At 69.7% G+C, this 20,251-nt stretch carries 24 protein-coding genes; 9 read left to right on the top strand and 15 right to left on the bottom strand.

The annotated features are described in order from the left end of the window. Positions 1-152 precede the first annotated feature (152 nt). The 5 genes from Tbon_RS08165 to Tbon_RS08145 are packed head-to-tail and all read left to right on the top strand — an operon-like array spanning position 153 to position 5,829. Positions 153-1,208 (top strand): ferritin-like domain-containing protein, encoded by a 1,056-nt coding sequence (locus Tbon_RS08165; protein WP_158067233.1) that lies wholly within the window; start codon positions 153-155, stop codon positions 1,206-1,208. Positions 1,209-1,263: 55 nt separating this feature from the next. Beyond that, positions 1,264-2,472 carry a hypothetical protein gene (locus Tbon_RS08160; RefSeq protein ID WP_158067232.1) on the top strand — a complete coding sequence of 403 codons (1,209 nt, stop codon included), beginning with the start codon at positions 1,264-1,266 and terminating at the stop codon, positions 2,470-2,472. Positions 2,473-2,511: 39 nt separating this feature from the next. Further along, on the top strand, positions 2,512-3,999 hold the full coding sequence (locus Tbon_RS08155) for an alkaline phosphatase family protein (RefSeq protein ID WP_158067231.1): 1,488 nt from the start codon (positions 2,512-2,514) through the stop codon (positions 3,997-3,999). Between the two features lies 1 nt (position 4,000). Next, positions 4,001-4,870 (top strand): Gfo/Idh/MocA family protein, encoded by an 870-nt coding sequence (locus Tbon_RS08150; RefSeq protein WP_158067230.1) that lies wholly within the window; start codon positions 4,001-4,003, stop codon positions 4,868-4,870. Next, positions 4,867-5,829 (top strand): glycosyltransferase family 2 protein, encoded by a 963-nt coding sequence (locus Tbon_RS08145; RefSeq protein ID WP_158067229.1) that lies wholly within the window; start codon positions 4,867-4,869, stop codon positions 5,827-5,829. The genes Tbon_RS08150 and Tbon_RS08145 overlap by 4 nt, the downstream gene beginning before the upstream one ends. Before the next feature lie 135 nt (positions 5,830-5,964). Here the strand turns inward: Tbon_RS08145 and Tbon_RS08140 are convergent, their stop codons facing one another. After that, on the bottom strand, positions 5,965-6,438 hold the full coding sequence (locus Tbon_RS08140; protein ID WP_158067228.1) for a DUF2269 family protein: 474 nt from the start codon (positions 6,436-6,438) through the stop codon (positions 5,965-5,967). A gap of 86 nt (positions 6,439-6,524) precedes the next feature. On the opposite strand from Tbon_RS08140, the gene Tbon_RS08135 reads away from it, so the two are divergent. Beyond that, the gene (locus Tbon_RS08135) at positions 6,525-7,352 is read left to right on the top strand and encodes an MBL fold metallo-hydrolase (RefSeq protein WP_192497842.1); all 828 of its coding nucleotides are present in this window, start codon (positions 6,525-6,527) and stop codon (positions 7,350-7,352) included. On the opposite strand, the gene Tbon_RS08130 is transcribed toward Tbon_RS08135, so the two are convergent. The 6 genes from Tbon_RS08130 to Tbon_RS08105 form a co-directional block, all read right to left on the bottom strand. Beyond that, a complete protein-coding gene (locus tag Tbon_RS08130; protein ID WP_158067226.1) occupies positions 7,349-7,864 on the bottom strand; it encodes a nitroreductase family protein in 516 nt (171 codons plus the stop codon). The two genes, Tbon_RS08135 and Tbon_RS08130, sit on opposite strands and share 4 nt — an antisense overlap. Positions 7,865-7,947: 83 nt before the next feature. After that, complete coding sequence (locus tag Tbon_RS08125; RefSeq protein WP_158067225.1) at positions 7,948-8,529, bottom strand: hypothetical protein; 582 nt, start codon at positions 8,527-8,529, stop codon at positions 7,948-7,950. Between the two features lie 4 nt (positions 8,530-8,533). After that, positions 8,534-9,214 carry an enoyl-CoA hydratase/isomerase family protein gene (locus Tbon_RS08120; RefSeq protein ID WP_158067224.1) on the bottom strand — a complete coding sequence of 227 codons (681 nt, stop codon included), beginning with the start codon at positions 9,212-9,214 and terminating at the stop codon, positions 8,534-8,536. Between the two features lie 13 nt (positions 9,215-9,227). Next, positions 9,228-9,470, bottom strand: coding sequence for a hypothetical protein (locus Tbon_RS08115; RefSeq protein ID WP_158067223.1), 243 nt, complete (start codon positions 9,468-9,470; stop codon positions 9,228-9,230). A gap of 5 nt (positions 9,471-9,475) precedes the next feature. After that, the gene (locus tag Tbon_RS08110; RefSeq protein WP_158067222.1) at positions 9,476-9,727 is read right to left on the bottom strand and encodes a hypothetical protein; all 252 of its coding nucleotides are present in this window, start codon (positions 9,725-9,727) and stop codon (positions 9,476-9,478) included. 3 nt (positions 9,728-9,730) lie between these two features. Further along, positions 9,731-10,363 carry an enoyl-CoA hydratase/isomerase family protein gene (locus Tbon_RS08105; protein WP_192497841.1) on the bottom strand — a complete coding sequence of 211 codons (633 nt, stop codon included), beginning with the start codon at positions 10,361-10,363 and terminating at the stop codon, positions 9,731-9,733. A 117-nt stretch (positions 10,364-10,480) separates the two neighbouring features. On the opposite strand from Tbon_RS08105, the gene Tbon_RS08100 reads away from it, so the two are divergent. Continuing rightward, positions 10,481-11,026, top strand: coding sequence for a ferritin (locus Tbon_RS08100; RefSeq protein ID WP_158067220.1), 546 nt, complete (start codon positions 10,481-10,483; stop codon positions 11,024-11,026). A gap of 78 nt (positions 11,027-11,104) precedes the next feature. On the opposite strand, the gene Tbon_RS08095 is transcribed toward Tbon_RS08100, so the two are convergent. From Tbon_RS08095 to Tbon_RS08065, 7 genes are all read right to left on the bottom strand, one after another. Next, the gene (locus Tbon_RS08095) at positions 11,105-11,998 is read right to left on the bottom strand and encodes a DUF4328 domain-containing protein (RefSeq protein ID WP_158067219.1); all 894 of its coding nucleotides are present in this window, start codon (positions 11,996-11,998) and stop codon (positions 11,105-11,107) included. Positions 11,999-12,051: 53 nt separating this feature from the next. Then, entirely contained in the window at positions 12,052-12,642 is a 591-nt protein-coding gene (locus tag Tbon_RS13855; RefSeq protein WP_192497840.1) for a DUF4328 domain-containing protein, read from the bottom strand. Positions 12,643-13,527: 885 nt separating this feature from the next. Continuing rightward, positions 13,528-14,472: a PLP-dependent cysteine synthase family protein gene (locus tag Tbon_RS08085; protein ID WP_098502483.1), complete on the bottom strand. Its 945-nt coding sequence runs from the start codon at positions 14,470-14,472 to the stop codon at positions 13,528-13,530. Between the two features lie 11 nt (positions 14,473-14,483). After that, positions 14,484-14,780 carry a MoaD family protein gene (locus tag Tbon_RS08080; RefSeq protein ID WP_158067217.1) on the bottom strand — a complete coding sequence of 99 codons (297 nt, stop codon included), beginning with the start codon at positions 14,778-14,780 and terminating at the stop codon, positions 14,484-14,486. Positions 14,781-14,818: 38 nt separating this feature from the next. Beyond that, positions 14,819-15,925, bottom strand: a complete 1,107-nt coding sequence (moeB, locus tag Tbon_RS08075; RefSeq protein WP_225734580.1) for a molybdopterin-synthase adenylyltransferase MoeB — start codon at positions 15,923-15,925, stop codon at positions 14,819-14,821. An 86-nt stretch (positions 15,926-16,011) separates the two neighbouring features. Then, positions 16,012-16,947, bottom strand: coding sequence for a cysteine synthase A (cysK, locus tag Tbon_RS08070; RefSeq protein WP_225734579.1), 936 nt, complete (start codon positions 16,945-16,947; stop codon positions 16,012-16,014). Continuing rightward, on the bottom strand, positions 16,944-17,381 hold the full coding sequence (locus tag Tbon_RS08065) for an RrF2 family transcriptional regulator (protein WP_158067214.1): 438 nt from the start codon (positions 17,379-17,381) through the stop codon (positions 16,944-16,946). Before Tbon_RS08065 ends, cysK begins: the two co-directional genes overlap by 4 nt. Positions 17,382-17,756: 375 nt before the next feature. Here Tbon_RS08065 and queC point away from each other — a divergent pair, with 375 nt between their 5' ends. Further along, positions 17,757-18,500, top strand: coding sequence for a 7-cyano-7-deazaguanine synthase QueC (gene queC / locus Tbon_RS08055; protein ID WP_158068272.1), 744 nt, complete (start codon positions 17,757-17,759; stop codon positions 18,498-18,500). After that, the gene (locus tag Tbon_RS08050) at positions 18,500-19,210 is read left to right on the top strand and encodes a 7-carboxy-7-deazaguanine synthase QueE (RefSeq protein ID WP_158067213.1); all 711 of its coding nucleotides are present in this window, start codon (positions 18,500-18,502) and stop codon (positions 19,208-19,210) included. Before queC ends, Tbon_RS08050 begins: the two co-directional genes overlap by 1 nt. Here the strand turns inward: Tbon_RS08050 and Tbon_RS08045 are convergent. Beyond that, positions 19,207-20,226, bottom strand: coding sequence for a cytochrome c oxidase assembly protein (locus tag Tbon_RS08045; RefSeq protein WP_158067212.1), 1,020 nt, complete (start codon positions 20,224-20,226; stop codon positions 19,207-19,209). The two genes, Tbon_RS08050 and Tbon_RS08045, sit on opposite strands and share 4 nt — an antisense overlap. Between the last annotated feature and the right edge of the window lie 25 nt (positions 20,227-20,251).

The raw sequence follows: 20,251 nt of genomic DNA, 5'->3' as shown, positions 1-20,251 counted from the left end.
CGTCGGAATGGCGCATCGAACGTAAGGATAGCAGAACGGCTGCGGCTGCCAAGACGGGGGCGCCGGGGCGGGGGCCGGGGAAGATTTCGCTTGCAGCGAACGATCTATCCGTGCGATATACTGCGCCAATCAAGAGTGCTGGAGGTGCCCCGATGACGTCGCCTGCATTTGTGGACGTTCCCGGGCTGAACTTCGACTGGCTGAACCTCGACACCGAGACCGGCGCGCGGCTCCAGGCGAGCCGCCGGGGGCTCACGCTCGAGCAGATCAACACGCTCACGCGGTACGGGGTCGTCGACCTCGACGAAGCGGGGGCGCCGGTCTTCAAGCCGCGGGGCGCCGTCGCCGACCCGCGGTCGCCGCGGCACGCGCGCCAGTACCGTTCGAAGGCGGACGTCTGGTCGGAAAGCGCGATGCTGCTCTACGAAGAGGCGAACCAGCGGCAGTGGTCGAGCGCAGTGGATATCCCGTGGGAGACGATTCAGCCGCTGCCGGATGACCTCGAATGGGCGATGTGCACGCTGTGCACGTTCCTGACGCAGGTGGAGTTCATCGCGGGCGACCTGCCGGGGCGGTTCATGGAGCAGGTGCACCCGGACCACTTCGAGTCGCAGCTGTTCCTGGGCACGCAGATTATGGATGAGAGCCGGCACCTCGATGTGTTCCGGAAGCGTGCGCTGGTGAACGGCGGCGGGATGGTGGATGCCGGGTTCGGCGCGATCAACCTGCTCTCGGTGGATGACTTCACCGAGATGACGGCCCTGCTGCACCTGGTGGGCGAGGGGTTCGTCCAGACGCTGTTCCGGATGGGCGAGCTGATTGCGCAGAACGAGGCGGAGAAGAAGATTTTCCGGCTTGCGGCGCAGGACGAGAGCCGCCACCTGGCGTTCGGGGTCACGCACATGAAGTACGTGATGGACACCGAACCGTGGCGGAAGGAAGAGATGCACCACTACCTGGACATCCAGGAGGGGGCCCTGGCGCAGAGCCAGCAGGCGAGCCTGACGACGAACCCGACGACCGGCGAAGCGCTGGCGATCCTTGCCGGCGGGGGCATCGAACACATCGACGAGGGGTTCGCCAAGCTCCTGCTGATGCGGAAGCGGCAGGTGAACGAGTACATGCACCGGCTCGAAGTGATTGGGTTGGGCGACCGGCGCGAACGGATGGCGCCGGGCCTGCGCGAATTCCTCGACCCGGTCAACTGACGGGCGGCTCCCGGACCGCACCGCTGAACCACGCAGCTCCCGGAAGGATGGAACGATGCAGCTGAGCACCGCGACGAAGACCCGCGCCCGCGAACTGGGCTGGAGCGAAGAGACGATCGCCCGCATCGAGGCGTCCCCGCTGAAGGACGTGACGGTGGCGAACATCGCCATGATGCGCATTCCCGAGGAGCGGGTGCGCGGGTTCCTCGACCTGGTCGATCGGGACCCGGAGCGGGTGCCGAACCTGACGTTCAACCTCATCCGGACCCGTTCGGAGCGCGGCGTGCGGGCGAAGCCGAGCGAGCGCGGGCTGCTGCTGAAGGACATCAATATCGGGACGTACGGGCAGGTGCCGGACCACTGGCCGTACGAGAACGACACGCCGCGGGGCGCGCACCCATCGCCGGACAACTACGCGCCCGGGAGCTACTACATCTACGACAAGGTCGAGGTCTGGGCGGAGGGCGTCGACGAGCTGTACGAGGACGCGATCCGCGACCGGTGGGCGCCGGCGACGGAGCTGGACTGGAACGAAGGGCTGGCGGAGCTGCCGGCCGAGATCGAGAAGGCGGTGTGCCAGCTGGCCACGCTCTACAGCGGGCACGGGCTGGTGGAGCAGAAGATCCTCGCGAAGTGGCTGGAGCCGATCAGCTACGGCTTCCACGATGTGAAGCTGTTCCTCGGGACGCAGATTTACGACGCCGGGCACAAGGTGGAGGCGCTCCGGAAGCGGGCGCTGGCGAACGGCGGCGGGCTCGGGCAGGCGCCGCTGGGGGCGCTCTACCGGGCGTGGTACGGGGCGCTGAAGTTCACTGAGATGATTACGGCGGTGGATGTGGTCTACAAGTCGTACGAGCTGACGCTGTTCGAGGCGTACGGCGACTTCGCGAAGACAGAGGTGGAGCGGAAGCTGTTCTCGCTGCTGGCGCGGGATTCGCGGCGGCACCTGGAGTACGGCAAGCGGCATCTGCTGTGGTACGTCCAGCACCACCCGCGCGGGCGGGAGAACGTGCGGTTCTGGCTGGGCCGGGCCGAGGCGGCGCTGAGCATCGAGCTGCGGTACAGCCATGCGGAGCGGGAGGCGCTGGCGCTGCTCTTTGCGGGGGACATGGAGCGAATCCAGGCGGGGATCGAGCGGCTGGGGAAGCTGCGGGAGAAGCAGCTGCACGACTACATCGGCGTGCTCGACGAGGTGGGGATTGACCGGCTGCCGCAGGTGAGCCCGCACCTGGTGGCGATCGCGGAGAACCCGCTGGCGGTGTAGGCTCGGGCTGCGGCAGGGCTGCTGCCGCAAGGAGCCCCCGTGTCGAGGCGAAGGCTGCTGCTCGTCGCATTGGACGCGATGGAGGTCGCGTGGCTCAGGCGCCTCATCGCGGAGGGCCGCCTGCCGAACCTGGCGGCGTTTTGCTCGGGAGCCCACGAACTGCCGGTCCGCTCAGACGGAGACACTCTTCACGGCTCGATCTGGCCCACCTTTGCGTCGGCCATGGGGCCGGGGCACCACGGGCGGTACTGGTGGCTGCAGTGGCTGCCGGAGGAGATGCGATTCGTCCGGAGCTCCCATCCGGCGTTTGACTATCAGCCATTCTGGCAGGGACTGGCGGAGGCGGGGAAACGGGTCGCAGTGGTTGACGTCCCGTATGCGCCGCTGGCCCGGCACCCGCTTGTCCAGCAGATCTCCGGTTGGGGTACCCACGACGAGGTCGCCCCGGAGAGCTGGCCGGACGACGCGCTGCCGCAGCTCCGACGTGCCTGGGGCGCGCATCCTCTCTCCCTCGACACGGTGGAGCCGCACTCGCCGCGCGACCTGCTCAGGATGGCCGAGAAACTTTCGAAGGGTGTCGCGATGCGGGCCCGGCTGCTGGAGCAGCTGGCGGGGGATCGGCAGTGTGACCTGGTGGTGGTCCTGTTCGGCGAAACGCACAAAGCGGGGCACTACCTCGCGGAGGAACGGGAGGTCGTCGCGGGAAAAACCAACCTCGACCTCATCGCGGAGGTCTTGCAGCCGCTGGACGAAGCATGGCCGCGCGTGCTGGCCGCCGCGGGGGAGGGGACGACCGTGGCGCTTTTCGCGCTGCACGGCATGCAGCACCAGGTCGACTACAGCGTGCTGGGGCGACAGGTGCTGGCGATTGCGCTGGGGCGTGACCTGGCTTCGGCGTTGGCGAGGCCGGACCTGCTCCGGCGTGTGCGCGACCTGGTGCCCGACCCGGTCCACCGGTTCGTCTGGGAGCGGCTGCCGCCAGGCATACGGGCGGCACGGCAGGGCGCACTCGACGGCCGCGGCGCGCACCCGGGCGCCGACCCTGTCTTTCCGGTCAGCCACGACGCCGACTTCGCAGCCCGGGTCAGCATCGCCGGCCGCGAGGCGGCAGGGGTCGTGAACCGGGAGGACGCAGATGCATGGCTGACACGGCTGGAGGAGGCCGCGCTGCCGTTCCGGAGCCCGGAGGGCCTGCCGGTCTTCAGCGGGCTGCTGCGGATTGCCGAACGGTTCCCGGGACCGCGGGCGGATTACCTTCCCGACGGGCTGCTCGTCAGCAACCGGGAGCTTGCCCGTGTGCTGGAAGCAACAGACCCGGCAGGCCGACGCATCGTGAACCCGATGCAGGAGCGGCGGAACGGCATCCACACCGGGCGGGGGTTCTGCTTCATCCGCCCGGCGGCCGGGGTGCCGCTGCAGCCCGCGGGCGAGGTCGACGCCCGCGACTTCGCCCCGACGTCGTACGCACTGCTCGGGCTGGCGCCCCCGGGTGGGTTCGAAGGGCGGGCCTTCGCGCCGGTGGTTTGAGATGGAAGTCGCCGGGCTGCGTCCCCTCCGAATCGGGCTTGCGGGGGCCGGGCGGGCGTTCGAACGGCTGTACGGCCCGGCGCTCGCGCGGGTCCCGGGGATGGAGGTTGCGGCCCTGGCCGACCCGCGGCCTGTCGCTCTGCCGGGGGTGCGCCGCTGGCCATCGGTGGAGGCGATGCTGGCCGCTGCGCCGCTTGACGGACTGCTGGTGCTGAGCCCCCCTTCAGCCCATGCGACACAGGTCGAGGCAGGGCTCGCGGCCGGGCTCGCCGTGCTGACCGAAAAGCCGGCGGCGCTTGCGGCAGGGGAGGTTGACCGGTGGCCGGAGGGCGGACAGTTCGCCGCGGCATACACGCGGCGGGGCTGGGAGGGCTACCGCCGCGCGAAAGGTGCCACGGCGCCGACGTGGTCGTTCGTGCTCGAGACGGACCCCGCAGGCTGGGGTGCGGTCGACCAGCCGCGGCTCGTGCATGACCTGCTGCCGCACGCCATCGACCTCGCAGAATGGCTGACCGGGTCCGAGATTCGTGACGTACGGGACGTTCGCGGCGACAAGGACCGGCTGGAGGGGGTGTTCGAGCTGGCCGACGGACGGACCTTCGGCTGGCGGGTGGCCTATGGGCAGCGGTACCGGGAGGAGCTGCGGGGTGACGGGCGCGTGCTCGTGCGGCGGCCTCCACGGCTGCCGGTCCCGGGGCGATTCCGTCGGCGGGAAGACATCGACGGTGCGGCCCGCGTGTTGCGGGCGTGGGCAGCGCAGCTTCGCGGGACGGCCGAAAGCGATGACCTCCTCGCCGGCCGGGCAGCCGTGCAGCGGCATGCAGCCATTCTTGAGGCGGTGGAGCGCCCGGCAGGGGGCATGCGCGTGTGACGCCGCGACGGGTCTCCGTGGTCGTACCGGTGAAGGACGACCCGCGCGTCGCCGCCTGCCTGGCGTCAATCCGGGAGGCCGCGCCGGCGGGGCTCGACGTGCAGGTTATCGTGGTCGACAACGGTTCGAGCGAGGAGTTCCGGCGCTGGCTGGCAGAGGAGGCCTCCGGCTACGACGTCCTGCTCCAGGAGCCGGAGCCGGGAGTATACCGGGCGCGGAATATCGGCGCGGCCGCGGCAGACGGAGACGTCATCTTTTTCACGGACGCCGACTGCACGGTGCACGCGGGCTGGTTCGAGGCGGGGCTCGACCTGCTGGACAGCGGCTTCGACCTCGTCCAGGGGTACTCAGGGGCTGCGCGCGGCGACAGGGTCCAGCGGCTGCTGCAGGCAAGGTACGAGAAACGGTTCCGGCGGCTCCGGCGCGGCGACCCCACGGAGGTGGACACGCGCAACCTCGCGGTGCGGAGGGCCGTCTTCGAACGGCTGGCGTTCAACGAGCGGTTCCGCCGGGTCAGCGACACGGAGTTCGGGCTCCAGGCGGAGCTTTTCGGCTTCCGGGTGGGGTACGCGCCCAGGATGCGGGTCGACCACGACCACGATGCCGACCTGCGGGTGTTCGCAGCAAAGCAGGTCTGTCACGGGTGGGGCGCCCAGCGGCTGATGTGCGAGGAGCGTGCAGTCCGCTGGCACGGGGGCCATCTGCAGCTCGTGCACCGGACCACGACGTTCATCGAGCAGCTGCCCGGGAGACAGGCCGCGGCCCGGGCCCTGGCCGGGACTGCAGTTTTCGCCGCGGGATTGCTTCAGCGGGCCCCGCGGCTGCCGTGGTCGGCGGGGTACGGGGCGCTGACGGTCATCGACAAGGCGGCGCTGCTTGCGGGGCACCTGATGTACGCGGAGGGGCAGCCAGAGCCGTCGCCGTCGGGGCTGCTGGGGCGGCGGCTGCCGCGGGATTGAGTGCGCCGTCGGAGGGTGCGCACCGCGAAGCCGGGAGGCCGGGCCGGATGCCAGCGGGCAGGGGGCCGGGAAAACCGCAGCTCCGGGCTGTCGGCGCCGGGCGCGGACGCGCGGGCCGGATATCGCGGCGGCGGGTCAGGCGCCGGGCTTCGCGATCATGAGCCAGAGGAAGACGAGCCAGATGAGGACGAGGACGATGCCGACCAGGCGGGCGATGCCGTCGTTCAGTTTGTCGCGGAGTTCGACGGTGACGGGGCCGTTGCCGAGGGAGACGGCCACCTCGCGGGCGGCTTTGACCCTGCGCAGGTAGACGCCGTGGTCGAGGGCGAGGGCGATGATGATGAGGGTGTAGGCGGTTGAGATCCAGGCATCGCCGAAGGAGTAGCCGGCTTCGTCGACGAGGAGCGAGCCAAAGACGACGGCGAGGATGACGCCGATGGAGGTGACGATCCGCTCGGAGCGGAGCTGGAGGTCGAGCAGGGTGACGACGGTGTTGGCGGCGGTGGCGCGCCCGGCGGCAATGGCCGCGCCGGTGGTGAGCCCGGTGGCGGCAAGGAGGAAGAAGACGCCGAGCAGATGACCGAAGAGATACCAGTCCTGGGTGGACACACGTGCCTCCTGGCGGGATTCCGGGCGAACGGTACCGCGCCTGGGGGCCGGTTGTCACGATCGCGGGGGCTGGTAGGCTGTTGGGCGTGCGCATCCAGTTCCTCGGCAGCGGGGCAGGGACCGATACGCCGCACCGGGCGGGGTCGTCGATTCTGCTGACGGGCGGGGGCGAAACGGTGCTGCTCGACTGCGGGCCGCGGGCCTACGACCGGCTGGTGATGGCAGGGATTTCGCCGGCGAGCATCAGCCGGATCTTCCTGAGCCACCTGCACCCGGACCACGTGCTCGGGCTGGCGACGTTCGTGCAGGCGATGACGTTTCCGTACGGGCGGCTGCCGCTGGAAATCCAGGGTCCGCCGGGGACTGCGGCGTACGCGCGGCAGGCGGTCGGGGCGGCGGCGCTGGTGACGGGCATGCCGGGCCGGGGATGGGGCGAACCGCTCGAGGTGCCGGTCGTGGAAGTTGCGCCGGGCGATACCCGGGAGGCGGGGCCGTTCGTGGTGCGGACCGAGCAGGTGCCGCACGCGCCGAACCTGGTGTGCGAGGCGCGGCGGTTCGAGGCAGAGGGAAAGGCGGTGGTCTACAGCGGCGACACGACGGAGGCAGCGGAGGTGATGGTGCCCCTGGCGGAGGGCGCGGCAGCGCTCATCCACGAGTGTTACTCCCTGGCGGGACTGGCGCGGTGGACGGCGGCGTTCGACGAACGCCGGGCGGCAGCGGTCCGGCGGGCGTTCGAGCAGACGCACGCGGAAGTCGCGTATGTGGCGCGGGTCGCGAAGGAGGCGGGAGCGAAGCTGCTGGTGCTGACGCACCTGAATCCCGGCGAGCGGGCCGACGAGCTGCTGGATACGGCGGCGGCGTACTACGGCGGACCGGTGGTGATTGCGAGCGACGGGCTGAGCCTCTCGGTTTAGCCGCCCTCGGGGCGGTGAGCGCCCCAGCGCTCCCAGGAGACGAGTTCATCGAGGGGGAGCCGCTGGCGCCCCTGGCTGAGCGGGTGCTTGAGGTCGGGGTAGCCCATGGCGAGGACGGTGGCGATGGTGTGGTCGGGGGGGATGCCGAGGACCTCGCGGGCGCACTCCTGGCGGTGCATGGCGATGGGGCAGCTGGTAATGCCGGAGGCCCAGGCGGCGACCATGAGGTTCTGGGCGGCACGGCCGGCATCGAACGGGCCGCCGCCGGGGAGCAGGACGACGGCGATGGCGAGGGGCGCGGCCTTGAGGTGTTCGGCGTAGTCGCCGCAGGCGGCGAGGGCGGCGCGGCGTTCGGGGTCCTGCACGACGACCATGCGGACGGGCTGGCTGTTCTTCGAGCTGCCGGCCATGCGCCCGGCCTGGAGGATGCGCGTCAGCACGTCCGGCGGGATGGGGTCCGGGAGGAAGTGGCGGGTGTCGCGTTTGGTGATGATGGCGCGGTAGGCGTCCATGGGCGGCCTCCGGCGGCGGGGATGCGTCGAAGTGCGGGAATCCTACCCGATCAGGGGAAGGGGTGCAGCGACCGGCGCCGGCATCACGGGCCGGCGCAGGGGCGTTCGACCGCCTCGGCGGAGCCGCTGCGTGCGGTACAGGTCCGCCGGCTGGTATCGACGACGAGGTATCCGTCGGTATCGATGGACGTGGGGTAGCGGTCGAGGTTGGGGCCGTCGGCGTCGAGGCGGATGCCGGTGAAGTCGTAGAGAGCGCCGTTGCAGTCCTCGCGGAAGATGAGGGTAGAGCCGCGGGCTGCAGCGCTGAGGCGGCCGCGATACCGGTCGAGGAGGACGGTGAGAGCCGGGTCGGTGCGGGGGATGGGGTAGACGCGGCAGCGGCGGGCGGGGTTGGCGCGGTTGGCAGCGTCGAGGTCGGCGAGGGCGAGGAAGGCGCCATCGGCGAGCCGGGCGATGTAGAGGTTGTGGTCGCCGACGAACTGGACGGTGCCGCGGCCGTACGCTTCGGCGAGTTCGAGGCGGACTTTGCCGGTATCGGCGCCGGATTCCCAGTAGACGACGAGGCAGGAGCCGATGCCGAAGAGGAAGACGAGCGCGGCGAGGGCCGTGACGCACCCGAGGAGGACCGGCGGACGCGGCGAGGGGAGGTCGTCGTGCTCGGTCATGGTTCTAGGGTAGCGGCGGGCCGGCTTCCGAGGTGTCGGCGACGCCGAGGAGGCGGAGGCGGCGGGCGCGGGCAGCGGCCGGGTCGGCGAGGGCCGCGGCGAGGGCGGCTTCAACGGCGGCATCGAGGCCGTCGGGCGGCACGACGCGGTCAACGATGCCCCAGCGGAGGGCGGTTTCGGCGTCGATCGGCTCGCCGGTGAGGATGAGGTGGGCGGCCACGCCGGGCGGGGCGATGCGTGGGAGCATCTGGGTGCCGCCGGCGGAGGGGATGTAGGCGAGGGATACCTCGGGGAGGGCGAGGCGGGCATCGGTGCCGGCGATGCGGAGGTCGCAGAAGAGCGGCAGTTCGAGCCCGGCGCCGTAGCAGTAGCCGTGCATGCGGGCAAGGGTGACGCAGCGGTGGGTGATGAGCTGCCACCAGATATCGCGGTCGTGGCGGGCGCGGCGTGCGGCCATGATGGAGGGCGCGGTGCCGAACTCGGAGATATCGGCGCCGGCGCTGAAGCAGCGGCCTTCGCCGCGGAAGAGGATGGCGCGGACCTCGGGGATGGCGTCGGCGGCGGCGAGGTACTCCCAGAGGAGGTCGCGCATGCGGAGGTTGATGGCGTTGAGCCGTTCGGGGCGGTCGAGGGTGATGGTAGCGACGCCTTGGGGGTCGATTTCGAAGCGGACCGGGTCGGTCACGGGCGGGCGGGGATCATTCGAGCCAGTCGGGCTTGCGGATCTGGCTGCGCTGGCGGCGGGACATCTGCTGGGCGAAGTCTTCGTTGACCTTCTGGACGAGCTCGATCATGTCGTCGCGGCCGGGACGCATCTGCTTCGAGCGCCAGTTCTTGAGCATGGCGCGGTCGCGGTCGGAGAGGCCGGCTTCGTCGGCGATGCGGTTGACGATGACGGTGAGGAGCTCGTTGACCTCGTCTTCGTTGAATTTGATGTCCATGGAGGTTACCTCCGCACCGTTTCGTACCAGCCGCGGTTTTTGACGCGGCGGGTGAACTGGGCGTCGAGGTGGGCGTTGAGGGCGCGGTTGAGCGCCTCGGTGAGATCGGCGAGGAGGGGGGAGCCTTCGCCGCGTTCGGAGCGCCAGCGGCGGATCGCCTCTTTGCCTTCGTCGGAGAGGTCGGCGTTATCGACCGCGACGGCGCTGATGAGCATCATGAGGGACCAGGCTTCGGGCTCGTCGAGCAACACGATCATCGGTCATTCACCTGTGAAGGCTGGCGGGCGTTTTTCGAGGAAGGCGCGGACGCCTTCTGCCCGATCTTTGGTGGTTTGGAGGAGCATGGTCAAATCGGTCTCGAACCGCAAGGCCTGTTCGATGGGCTGGGGGAGGCCGCGCCAGACGGCTTCCTTTGCGAGTTCGAGGGCGATGGGCCCGCGGGAGGCGATGACCGCGGCGAGCCGGTCGGCTTCGGCTGCGGCGCCGCCGGGCGGGAGGAGCGCGGAGACGAGGCCGGCGGCGTAGAGGTCGGGAGCGGCGACGGTTTCGCCGCGGGCGAGCCGATCGGCGGCGGCCGACGCAAGGAGGCGGACGCGTCCCGGCCAGCCGGAGGGGCCGGACATCGCGGCGGCGGCGCCGCAGATGCGGATATCAGCGGCCAGTGCGATATCGAGGGCGGGACCGGCGAGGGTCCGTTCGAACCAGGCGATGACGGGGACGCGTCCGAGGACAAGCCTGATGAGGTCGGCGCGCGGGGGCGGAGGCGCGTCGGCGAGGGCGTCGGCGTCGACGAAGAGGCAGCGGGCGTCCTCGGGGAGGGCGTCGAGGACATCGGCAAGCCAGCCGGGCGGGGCGCCGGGCGGGGGGACGGGGAGCCGGGCGATGGGGGGCACGGGAGAAGTGTAGGGGAGGGGAGCAGGGAGCGGGGAGCAGGGAGCAGGGAGCAGGGAGCGGGGAGCGGGGAGCGGGTAGACTGGAAGGTGCTCCACCCTGGGGCGCAGGAGGTTGTTGTGCAGCTCTCGGAATCGCTGACGCGCGCGTACAACGCGCAGATCAAGCTGGAATTCGAATCGTCGTTCGTGTACCTGCAGATGGGTGCGGACTTCGAGCTGCGGAGCCTGCCGGGCTTCAGCCGCTGGATGCGGCTGCAGTCTTCGGAGGAGTACACGCACGCGATGAAGTTCATCGATTTCGTGCTCAGCCGCGGCGGGAAGCTGGAGCTCCTTGCGCTCGATAAGCCGGCGCCGACGCCAGAGACGGTGGTCGGGGCGTTCGAAGCGGCGCTGCAGCACGAGCAGCGGGTGACGAAGGCGATTCACGACCTGTACGCGCAGGCGCTGGAGGAGCGGGATTACGCGTCGCTGCCGCTGCTGCAGTGGTTCGTGAACGAGCAGACCGAGGAGGAGGCGACGGTGAGCACGATCCTCGAGCGGCTGCGGATGGTCGGCGAGGACCGGACGGGCATCCTCTTCCTTGACCGCGAACTCGGGCAGCGGACCGCGGGCGCGGCTGCCGGGGCGCAGGCCCCGGCGACAACGGAGGACGGCGCCGGGTAACCGCCGGGCCGGGGTCGCGGGGCACACCGGGGCCGGCAGCGGTGCCGGCCCCGACCGGCTGGGAAGCCAACAGTCCGGTCAGCCGCCGGCGCCGTAGGGCGGAGCGGCGGGCGGGATGGCGGGGGCAACGGCCGGGAGGTACTGGCGGGCGTAGGCATCCTGCCGGGCGGTGAGGTTGCGGACGACCATGATGAGGAGCACCTGGCTGACGGAAACGAGCGTGCCGCCGATAAACCCGGCATAGCCGATGGCGGTGGAGGTATCGTCCTCGGTGGGGACGCCGATGGAGGCGACGACAACGCCGATGTGGAAGGTCACCCAGGCGAGGATGTGGGTCACCGGCACGGGGAGGCCCTTCCACTGCCAGCCGATGGACGGCGCGATGGTGGGGGTGGTGGCGCGCCAGGCCTGGTTCCAGATGCGGAGCGGGAACCAGTAGCTGATGATCGGGACGAACCAGCTGCCGACGGCCCAGCCGGTGCCGAGTTCGAGAACTGGCTGGAAGGGGAGGAGGTTCCCGGTGATCCGGCGGGTCCAGACGATCAGCAGGATGAAGAGCACGATGAGCGCGAGGAGGCCGAAGCCGATGAACCCGCCGGAGACGTCCAGAGTCTCCCAGTCGTCGGCGAGGGCGCCGGCAAGGCCGAGCGCGGCGCCGATGCCGTAGAGCGCAGCGGTGATTGCGGCAAAGACGGTGATGGCGGTGGCAAGCCCGGAGGCGGAGAGGTAGAACCAGTTCCCGGGCAGGGCCCCGGCGGGCGGCGGGTAGGAGGCGTAGGGGGTTTGCGGCCAGGCCGGGGGCTGCTGCGGCCACGGGCCAGCGACGGGCGCCGCACCTGGGGTCGCAGGGGCGGGCCCAGCTGGAGCGGGGCCGGGCGCGGGAGCGGGGGGCTGCTGGGCCAGTGCTCCGCCGCACTTCCAGCAGAAGGCGGCGCCCTGGGCCGACCAGGAGCCGCAGCGGGGGCAGTACATGGGCGCACTCCTCCTTTCGGGGCAAATGTACCCGGCGGGGGCGGCTGCCGGCATCAGGAAGCAGCGGGAGGGCCCACCTGAGCACCCCAGTACCGGGCGTAGGCGTCCTGGCGGGCGGTGAGGTTGCGAACCACAAGTATCAAAACAGCCTTAGCAACTGTGTCAAGCATGATCGAAATGAAAAATATGTTTCCGACATTTACGTTAATCTCGTCTTCAGGTGATTCAAGTAATGTCAAGCCTAAAGCCAAAACAATTGCTGCAATGAACGGCGTTATCCATGCAATTATATGCGTCGGGGGGACGGGAAGTCCCTTCCATTGCCAGCCGATAGGCGGTGCGATCGTGGGGGTAGTCGCACGCCACGCCTGATTCCAAATGCGGAGCGGAAACCAGAGGTTGATAATCGGCACGAACCAGCTGCCGACCGCCCATCCGGTGCCCAGTTCAAGCGCGGGCTGGAACGGGCGAAGATTCCCGGTTATCCGGCGGGTCCAGACGATGAGTAGAATGTAATCTGGGTAGCCAAGCAAGATAGCCAGGTAATACACCAGCACCGAGCCGACGACGGCATACCCGTTGGCGGCCGCGGCCCCAGCCAGCCCGAGAATGGCGCTTATTCCCATCAAGATGACCCGTAACACGAGAAGCACGGTGATGGCGGTCGCCAATCCCGACGCTGACCGGTAGACCCAGCCGTCATGTGAAACCAGGAGCGGAACTCCAAACGGTGCCGCTCCGCGGGCAGGAGGGGACCAGGCGGGTGCCATGGAGGTCCCGGTCGCAGAAGCACCGGGAGCCGGATGGGGGGCGTAGCCCTGGTTCACCGGCCCCGGGCTGGCGCTCTGGTTCGCACCGGTGTGCGGGGCCTCTTCGGTTCGGGGGCGATCTTCGGCAGGAGGCGACCAGGCGGGTGCCGGGGAGGTCCCGGTCGCAGAGGCACCTGGAGCCGGATGTGGGGCATAGCCCTGGTTCACCGGCCCCGGGCTGGCGCCCTGGTTCGCATCGGTGTGCGGGGCCTCTTCGGTTCGAGGGCGATCTTCGGCAGGCGCAGGCCTGCCGCGCGGCGGCCGGTCGCGGCGACGGTGCTGCTTCGAGGCTGAGGTCCGGGCGCGGGCCTCAGCAGGACTAGAGGCTACGGGACGCCACGACCGCGTTCGTTCCGTGCGTTTTTCAGATGGCGGAACGTCGCGCTCAGGCGTGCCGTCTGACGAGGTGACTGCGACATTTGGAGACGGTTCCGCCTCGTCAGAGATCGTCGGCATCAGCTGGTCAGAGCCTGGAAGCTGGTCAGAAGCTGGAAGAGGAAGGCCGCACTTCCAGCAATACTGAGCGACTTCAGCGTTTGCCGAGCCACACACCGTGCAGTTCACCGACGGCCCTCCACCGTGCGACCGTTGGCCCACGATTCTATAACACGCGCTCGCAGACGAGGTCCGTAATGGACCCCCACCTTTAGAAGGCGAAGCCGGGTGAGGAGTGTCGCAGGGGGGCGCGTCACCGGATGTCGCGGCGGGCGGCCGCAGGTGTCACCACCAGATTTTGCTCTCGATGTCCTCGGGCAGGTCTTCCCAGTCGGTGGTCCAGAGGTTGGAGGAGAGGTACTTCCAGCCGCCGTCGGCGAGGAGGCAGACGATGTGCTGCTCGCCTTCGAGCCGCTCCGCCGCCTTGAGCGCGGCCTTCACGACGGCCCCGCAGCTGATGCCGACGAAGAGGCCCTCCTTCTGGGTGATCTCTTTGGCCATGGCGAAGCTGGAGCGGCTGTCGACGACGATTTTTCCGTCGAGGACGGTTTCGTCGAAGACGGGCGGAATGAAGCCCTCTTCGAGGGCGCGGAGGCCCTGGACGAGGTCACCGGGGTGGGGCGCGGCAGCGATGACCTTGACGCCGGGCTTGTGCTCTTTGAGGAAGCGGCCGGTGCCGGTGAGGGTGCCGCCGGTGCCGAGTCCGGCGACGAAGACGGTGACCTCGGGGAGGTCGCGCAGGATTTCGGGCCCGGTGGTTTCGTAGTGAGCGCGGGGGTTGGCTTCGTTGCCGTACTGGTAGGGGAAGTAGTACTTGCCGGGGTTCGCCTCGACGATCTCTTTCGCCTTTGCGATGGCGCCGTTGGAGCCGAGTTCGCCGGGGGTATAGATAATCTCCGCGCCGTAGGCACGGAGGAGGAAGGTGCGCTCCTCGCTGACGCTTTCGGGCATGACGCAGACGACGCGGTAGCCCTTGACGCGGCCGATCATGGCGAGGCCGATGCCGGTGTTGCCGGAGGTGGGCTCGAGGATGGTATCGCCGGGCTTGAGTTCGCCGCGCGCTTCGGCGGCTTCGATCATGTACTTGGCGATGCGGTCCTTGACGGAGCCGGTGGGATTCTGGCCCTCGAGCTTGGCATAGAGGTGGATGCCCGGCCGCGGCGAGAGCTTCTGCATCTCGACGAGCGGGGTGTTGCCGATGAGGTCGAGGACGGAGCGGTAGAGGGCCATCGGGGCTGGGATTACTGCCCGCCGGCGAGCGCGGGGAGGATATCGAGGACGTCGCCGGCCTTGAGGGCGGTATCGATGCCGCCGGTGTAGCGGATGTCTTCGTCGTTGAGGTAGATGTTGACGAAGCGGTGGGGCTTGCCGTCGGGTCCGTACACCTGCGCCTTGAAGCCGGGGTAGCGGGCTTCGATGTCGTCGAAGACTTCGGCGACGGTGCGGCCGGAGGCTTCGATGGTTTTCTGGCCGCCGGTGAGCTTCTGGAGGACGGCAGTGAGGCGGACGCTGACGGTAGGCGTGGCCGTGCTGGTCATGTCGGGTGGTTCTCCGGGAGGTGGGATGGGCTGCGGGGCTAGCCGCCGAACGGCGCGGCGGCGTGGGGGATGGGCGCACCGCAGAAGGCTTCGTAGTCGATCAGCTCGTGGATGGTGGGGTTGTCGCCGCAGAGCGGGCAGTTGGGGTCGCGGCGGATTTTGACGATGCGGAACTCGAGGGTGAGGGCATCGTAGAGGAGGAGGCGGTTCACGAGGGGTTCGCCGATTTCGAGGATGAGCTTGAGCACCTCGGTGGCCTGGATGCTGCCGATAGTGGCGCACATGGCGCCGAGGACGCCGGCTTCGGCGCAGCTGGGGACCATACCGGGCGGCGGCGGCGCGGGGTAGAGGCAGCGGTAGCAGCCTTTGCCGGGCAGGTAGGTGGTGGCCTGCCCGTCGAACATGAGGATGGAGCCGTCGACGAGCGGCTTCTTCAGCAGGTAGCAGGCATCGTTGACGAGGTAGCGGGTGGCGAAGTTGTCGGCGCCGTTCACCACGATGTCGTACTGGCTGATGATCTCCATGGCGTTGTCGCTGGTGATCGGCGTTTCGTGGGTGACAACCTCGATGTTCGGGTTGTGGGCGAGGAGGGTTTCGCGGGCCGACTGGACCTTCGGCTTCCCGATGTCGTCGGTCTGGTGGAGGATCTGGCGCTGGAGATTGGAGCGGTCGACGACGTCGAAGTCGACGATGCCGATGGTGCCGACGCCGGCGAGGGCGAGGTAGAGGGCGACGGGGGAGCCGAGGCCGCCGGCGCCGATGATGAGGACCCGGGACTCGATGATTTTGCGCTGACCGGCGCTGCCGACCTGGGGCATGATGATGTGGCGGCTGTACCGTTCGACCATCTCGGGAGTGAGGACCGTGGGGGCGCCGCCGGCGAGGGCGGGGATGACGGCGACCTCATCGCCTTCGTGGAGTTCGGTGGCTTCGTCGGCGAGGTTTTCGATTTCGACCTGGTTGACGTAGATGTTGATGTGGCGGGCGCGCCTGCCGGAGCTATCGACGAGCTGGGCGCGGAAGCCGGGGTACTGGCGGTCGAGGTCGTCGATGATGTCGCGGACGGTGACGCCGGTGGCACGCACGTTCGCGCGGTTGCCGACGAGGTGGCGGAACGGCGTGGGGATGTAAACGTTAACTGACACGGGGGTCCTCCTTCGGCTGCGGTCGGCTGAATTATCGTTGCACATTGCAACTCTCCCTGCGCGTGGGCGCGGGCGGCGGCTGGGGGTTACATGTTGACGCTGAGGTAGCGCTCTCCAGTGTCGCAGATGACGGTGACGACCGTCTTGCCGGCGCCGAGGCGCTCGGCAATTTTGCGGGCGGCGAAGACGTTGGCGCCGGCGGAGATGCCGGCGAGGATGCCTTCCTCGCGGGCGAGCTTCTTCGACCACTGGACGGCATCGCGGTCTTCGACGCGGATGATTTCGTTGTAGACCTGGCGGTCGAGGACGCCGGGGATGAAGCTGGCGCCGATGCCCTGGATGGCGTGCATGCCGGCGCGTCCGCCGGAGAGGACGGGCGAGCGGGCGGGTTCAACGGCGACGATGTGGACGCGGTCGCCGAGTTCGGCGCGGAGGACGTGGCCGACGCCGGTGATGGTGCCGCCGGTGCCGACGCCGGCGACGAAGGCGTCGACGCGGCCGCCGGTGGCTTCGAGGATTTCGCGGGCGGTGGTCTGCTCGTGGATGGCCGGGTTGGCGGGGTTTTCGAACTGCTGTGGCATGAAGTAGTCGGGGTGCTCGCGGCAGAGTTCCTGGGCGGCGAAGACGGCGCCGGTCATGCCTTCGATGGCGGGGGTGAGGACGAGCTCAGCGCCGTACCGTTCGAGGAGGCGGCGGCGCTCGACGGACATGTCCTCGGGCATGGTGAGGATGAGCCGGTAGCCTTTGACCGCGGCGACGAGGGCGAGGCCGATGCCGGTGTTGCCGGAGGTCGGCTCGACGATGGTGGAGCCGGGGGCGAGGCGGCCGGAGCGCTCCGCTTCCTCGATCATGGCGAGGGCGATGCGGTCTTTGACGCTGCCGCCGGGGTTGAGGCTTTCCATTTTGCCGAGGACGGTGGCGGCGTCCTGGGGAATGACCCGCTTGAGGCGGACGAGGGGGGTTCCCCCGATGAGATCGAGGACGGAATCGGCGACGAGGGGTCGCCCGGTGTGCACGGTCATATCACCCATCTCCCGGCGACAGCTGTGGGCTCGCGTTCGAGCAGGTCGGCGACGGTGTAGGAGGCGAGGATCTCCTCAGTGGCTTTGCGGATGCGCTCCCAGATTTCGCGCTGGCCGCACTGGTGAGGGTGGTCGGTCATTTCGGGGGGCTCATCGAGCCACGCGACGGGGGAGAGGGAGCCTTCGAGGGCCTCGATGACCTCTTTGACGGTGATCTGGTCGGGCGGGCGGACGAGTTCGTGGCCGCCGGATGGCCCGCGGACGCTGCGGATGAAGCCGGCCTTGCGGAGCGTGGCGAGGAGCTGGTCGAGGTACTGCTCGGGGATGTGGCGGCGGAGGGCGATTTCGGACGACTGGAGTGGGCCGCCGCCGTAGTTGGCGGCGAGCTCGATGAGGGCGCGGAGGCCGTAATCGCCGCGGGTGGAGACACGCATGGGGCCGGTGGGCTTCCTCTCGTCAAAAGTCGAGTGAATCGCTCAACAATGGTACGGGGTGAGGGCACGGAGTGCAAGGGAGGAGGGAGCGGGGAGCAGGGAGCGGGGAGCAGGGAGCAGGGAGCAGGGAGCAGGGAGCAGGGAGCAGGGAGCAGGGAGCAGGGAGCAGGGAGCAGGGAGCGGGGAGCGGGGAGCAGGGAGCGGGGAGCGGGGAGCGGGGAGCAGGGAGCAGGGAGCAGGGAGCAGGGAGCGGGGAGCGGGGAGCGGGGAGCGGGGAGCAGGGAACGGGGAGCAGGGAGCGGGGAGCAGGGAGCGGGGAGCGGGGAGCAGGGAGCGCGTCCCTCATCCGGCGCGACGGTGGTAGGCTCGGGATATATGGCGAACGAACGGGCGCGGCTCGGGGTGGTGCTGCTCTCGGGCGGGCTGGACTCGACGACCGTGGCGGCGCATGCGGTCCGGGCGGGGGGCGAGGTGCGGGCGTTGAGCATCGCCTACGGGCAGCGGCATGTGCGGGAGCTGGCGGCGGCGCGGGCGGTGGCGGCCGCTCTCGGCATCCCGCTCGTGGAGGCGGACGCCGCATTCTATGCGCGGCTGGCGGCCCATTCGGCCCTTACCAGCAGCGCCTTCGCGGTCCCGGCGGACCGCCCGGAGGAGGTGATGGCGGCCGAGGTGCCGATCACGTACGTGCCGCTGCGGAACACGTTCTTCGTGACACTGGCGGCGGCTGCGCTGGAGAGCTGGCTGCTCGACCGAATCGAAGGCGGCGGCGCCGACCCGGCGGCCCTCGAGGGCGTGATCTACGTCGGGGCGAACGCGATCGACTACTCGGGCTACCCGGATTGCCGGCCGGAGTTCTACCGGGCGATGGAGGAGGTGATCCGGCTGGGGAGCAAGGTGGGGTCGGCCTACGGCGTGCCGGTGCGGATCGAGGCGCCGATCATCCGGATGTCGAAGGCGGAGATTGTGCGGTACGGGCTGGAGCTGGGCGCGCCGCTCGGCCTGACGTGGAGCTGCTACGCGGGCGGCGAGCGGCCGTGCGGGAGCTGCGATGCCTGCCGGCTGCGGGCTGCGGGGTTCGCGGCCGCCGACGCCCGGGACCCTGCGCTCGAGGCGGGCTGATGGAGCAGCTGATTGTTGCGCGGATGGCGGACGGGCGGCCCGAAATCTTCGCTTCCGTCCAGGGCGAAGGGGTTTCGATGGGCGTGCCGAGCACGTTCGTGCGGCTGGCGATGTGCAACCTCCGCTGCCGCTGGTGCGATACGGCCTACACGTGGGACTGGGAGCGGTTCGACCGGGCCGCTTCGACGATGGCGATGACGGCGGAGGAGGCTGCGGCGGCGGTGCAGGCGCTGCCGCCGCGGAACGTGGTCATCACCGGCGGGGAGCCGCTCCTGCAGCGGCGCCAGCTGGTGCCGCTGGTCGAGGCGCTGCGGGACGAGGGGTACCGGTTTGAGGTCGAGACTAACGGGACCGTGGGCCCGGGGCCGCTGGCGGAGCTGATCGACCAGTTCAACGTTTCGCCGAAGCTGGCGCATTCGGGGAACGCGGGGCTGCGGCGGATTGTGCCGGGGGTGCTGCGGGAGTTCGGGGCGACCGGCCGGGCGTGGTTCAAGTTCGTCGTGGCAGAGCCGGGGGACTTCGAGGAGGTGCGGGCGGTTTGTGCGGCGGGCGGCATCCCGCCGGAGCGGGTAGTGCTCATGCCGGAGGGCACTTCGGCGGCGGTGCTGAACGAGCGCGGGCAATGGCTGGCCGAAGCGTGCGCGCGGGAGGGGTACCGCTTCAGCACGCGGCTGCACATCCTGCTCTGGGGCGACCGGCGGGGCGTCTAGGGAGCGGAGGCGCGGGCCTTTTCGCGCGCGAGGCGGGCATCGGCGCGCTTCGCTTCCCGTTCGTCGGCGCGGGCCCAGGCGGCAGCGGCAGCGATGGTCGCGATGAGGCCGAGGGCCTCGCCGGCGAGGAACATGATGGCGCCACCGATCTGCTGGTCGAGGAGCGGACTCGGGCCCCAGAGGCGCGGCTGCGCGGCGAGCTCTTCGTAAAGGACGCGGGAGGGTTCGTAGAAAAGGGAGCCGAGGAAGGCGTGGATGGGGACGAGGGCGAAGAGGTAGAAGAGGCGGACGGGGTGGGGGAGGTTCCAGTGGGTGGGATTGCCGCCGACGATGGGCCACCAGTAGTGGATGCCGGCGAAGAGGAAGAGGGCGTAGCCGCCGAAGTGGAGCCAGTCGTTCGTGAACGAGCGCTCGAAGAGCGGGGTGATGTACCAGATGACGGGCACGGCGGCGAAGAGGACGAGGCCGACGACCGGGTTGGTGAAGAGTTCGAACCAGCGGGCGTGGGTGATGGGGTAGATCCAGCGCTCGCGGCGGCGGGGGCCGGCAGCGACGAGGAGGAGGGTCATCGGCGAGCCGAGGAGGATGAGCGGCGGCGCGATGGTGATGAGGATGAAGTGCTGGATCATGTGGACGAAGAGGAAGACGCGGTCGTAGCCGGCGAGGGGCCCGAACACGGTGAGGATGACGAGCCCGATGCCGACGAGGAAGGCGGCGAGCCGCCAGGCGGGGAAGAGGCGGCCGCGGCCGGCGGCGCGGACGTGCGCCCACATGACGAGGTAGGCGGCCGCGGCAGAGAGGATGAGGAAGACAGGCAGCGGCTCGAGGGCGAAGGTGAAGAGGACGTCGGGGAAGTCGGGCGGGGGGACGTTATCGACGGAGCAGACGAAGACGAAGGCGACGCTGGCGGAGTTGCCCGCGCGGAGCCACCAGGTAAGGAGGAGGGCGGCGGCGAGGCCGGCGAGCCAGGCAAGGGCGAACCGGCGCGGCGTCACGGCGGCGAGGCGCGCTGGCATGATGCCAGTGTACGCGAGGGGCGGC

Source organism: Tepidiforma bonchosmolovskayae (genome assembly GCF_008838325.1).
GTDB lineage: Bacteria > Chloroflexota > Dehalococcoidia > Tepidiformales > Tepidiformaceae > Tepidiforma > Tepidiforma bonchosmolovskayae.
This window is presented reverse-complemented; position numbering and strand designations above follow the sequence as displayed.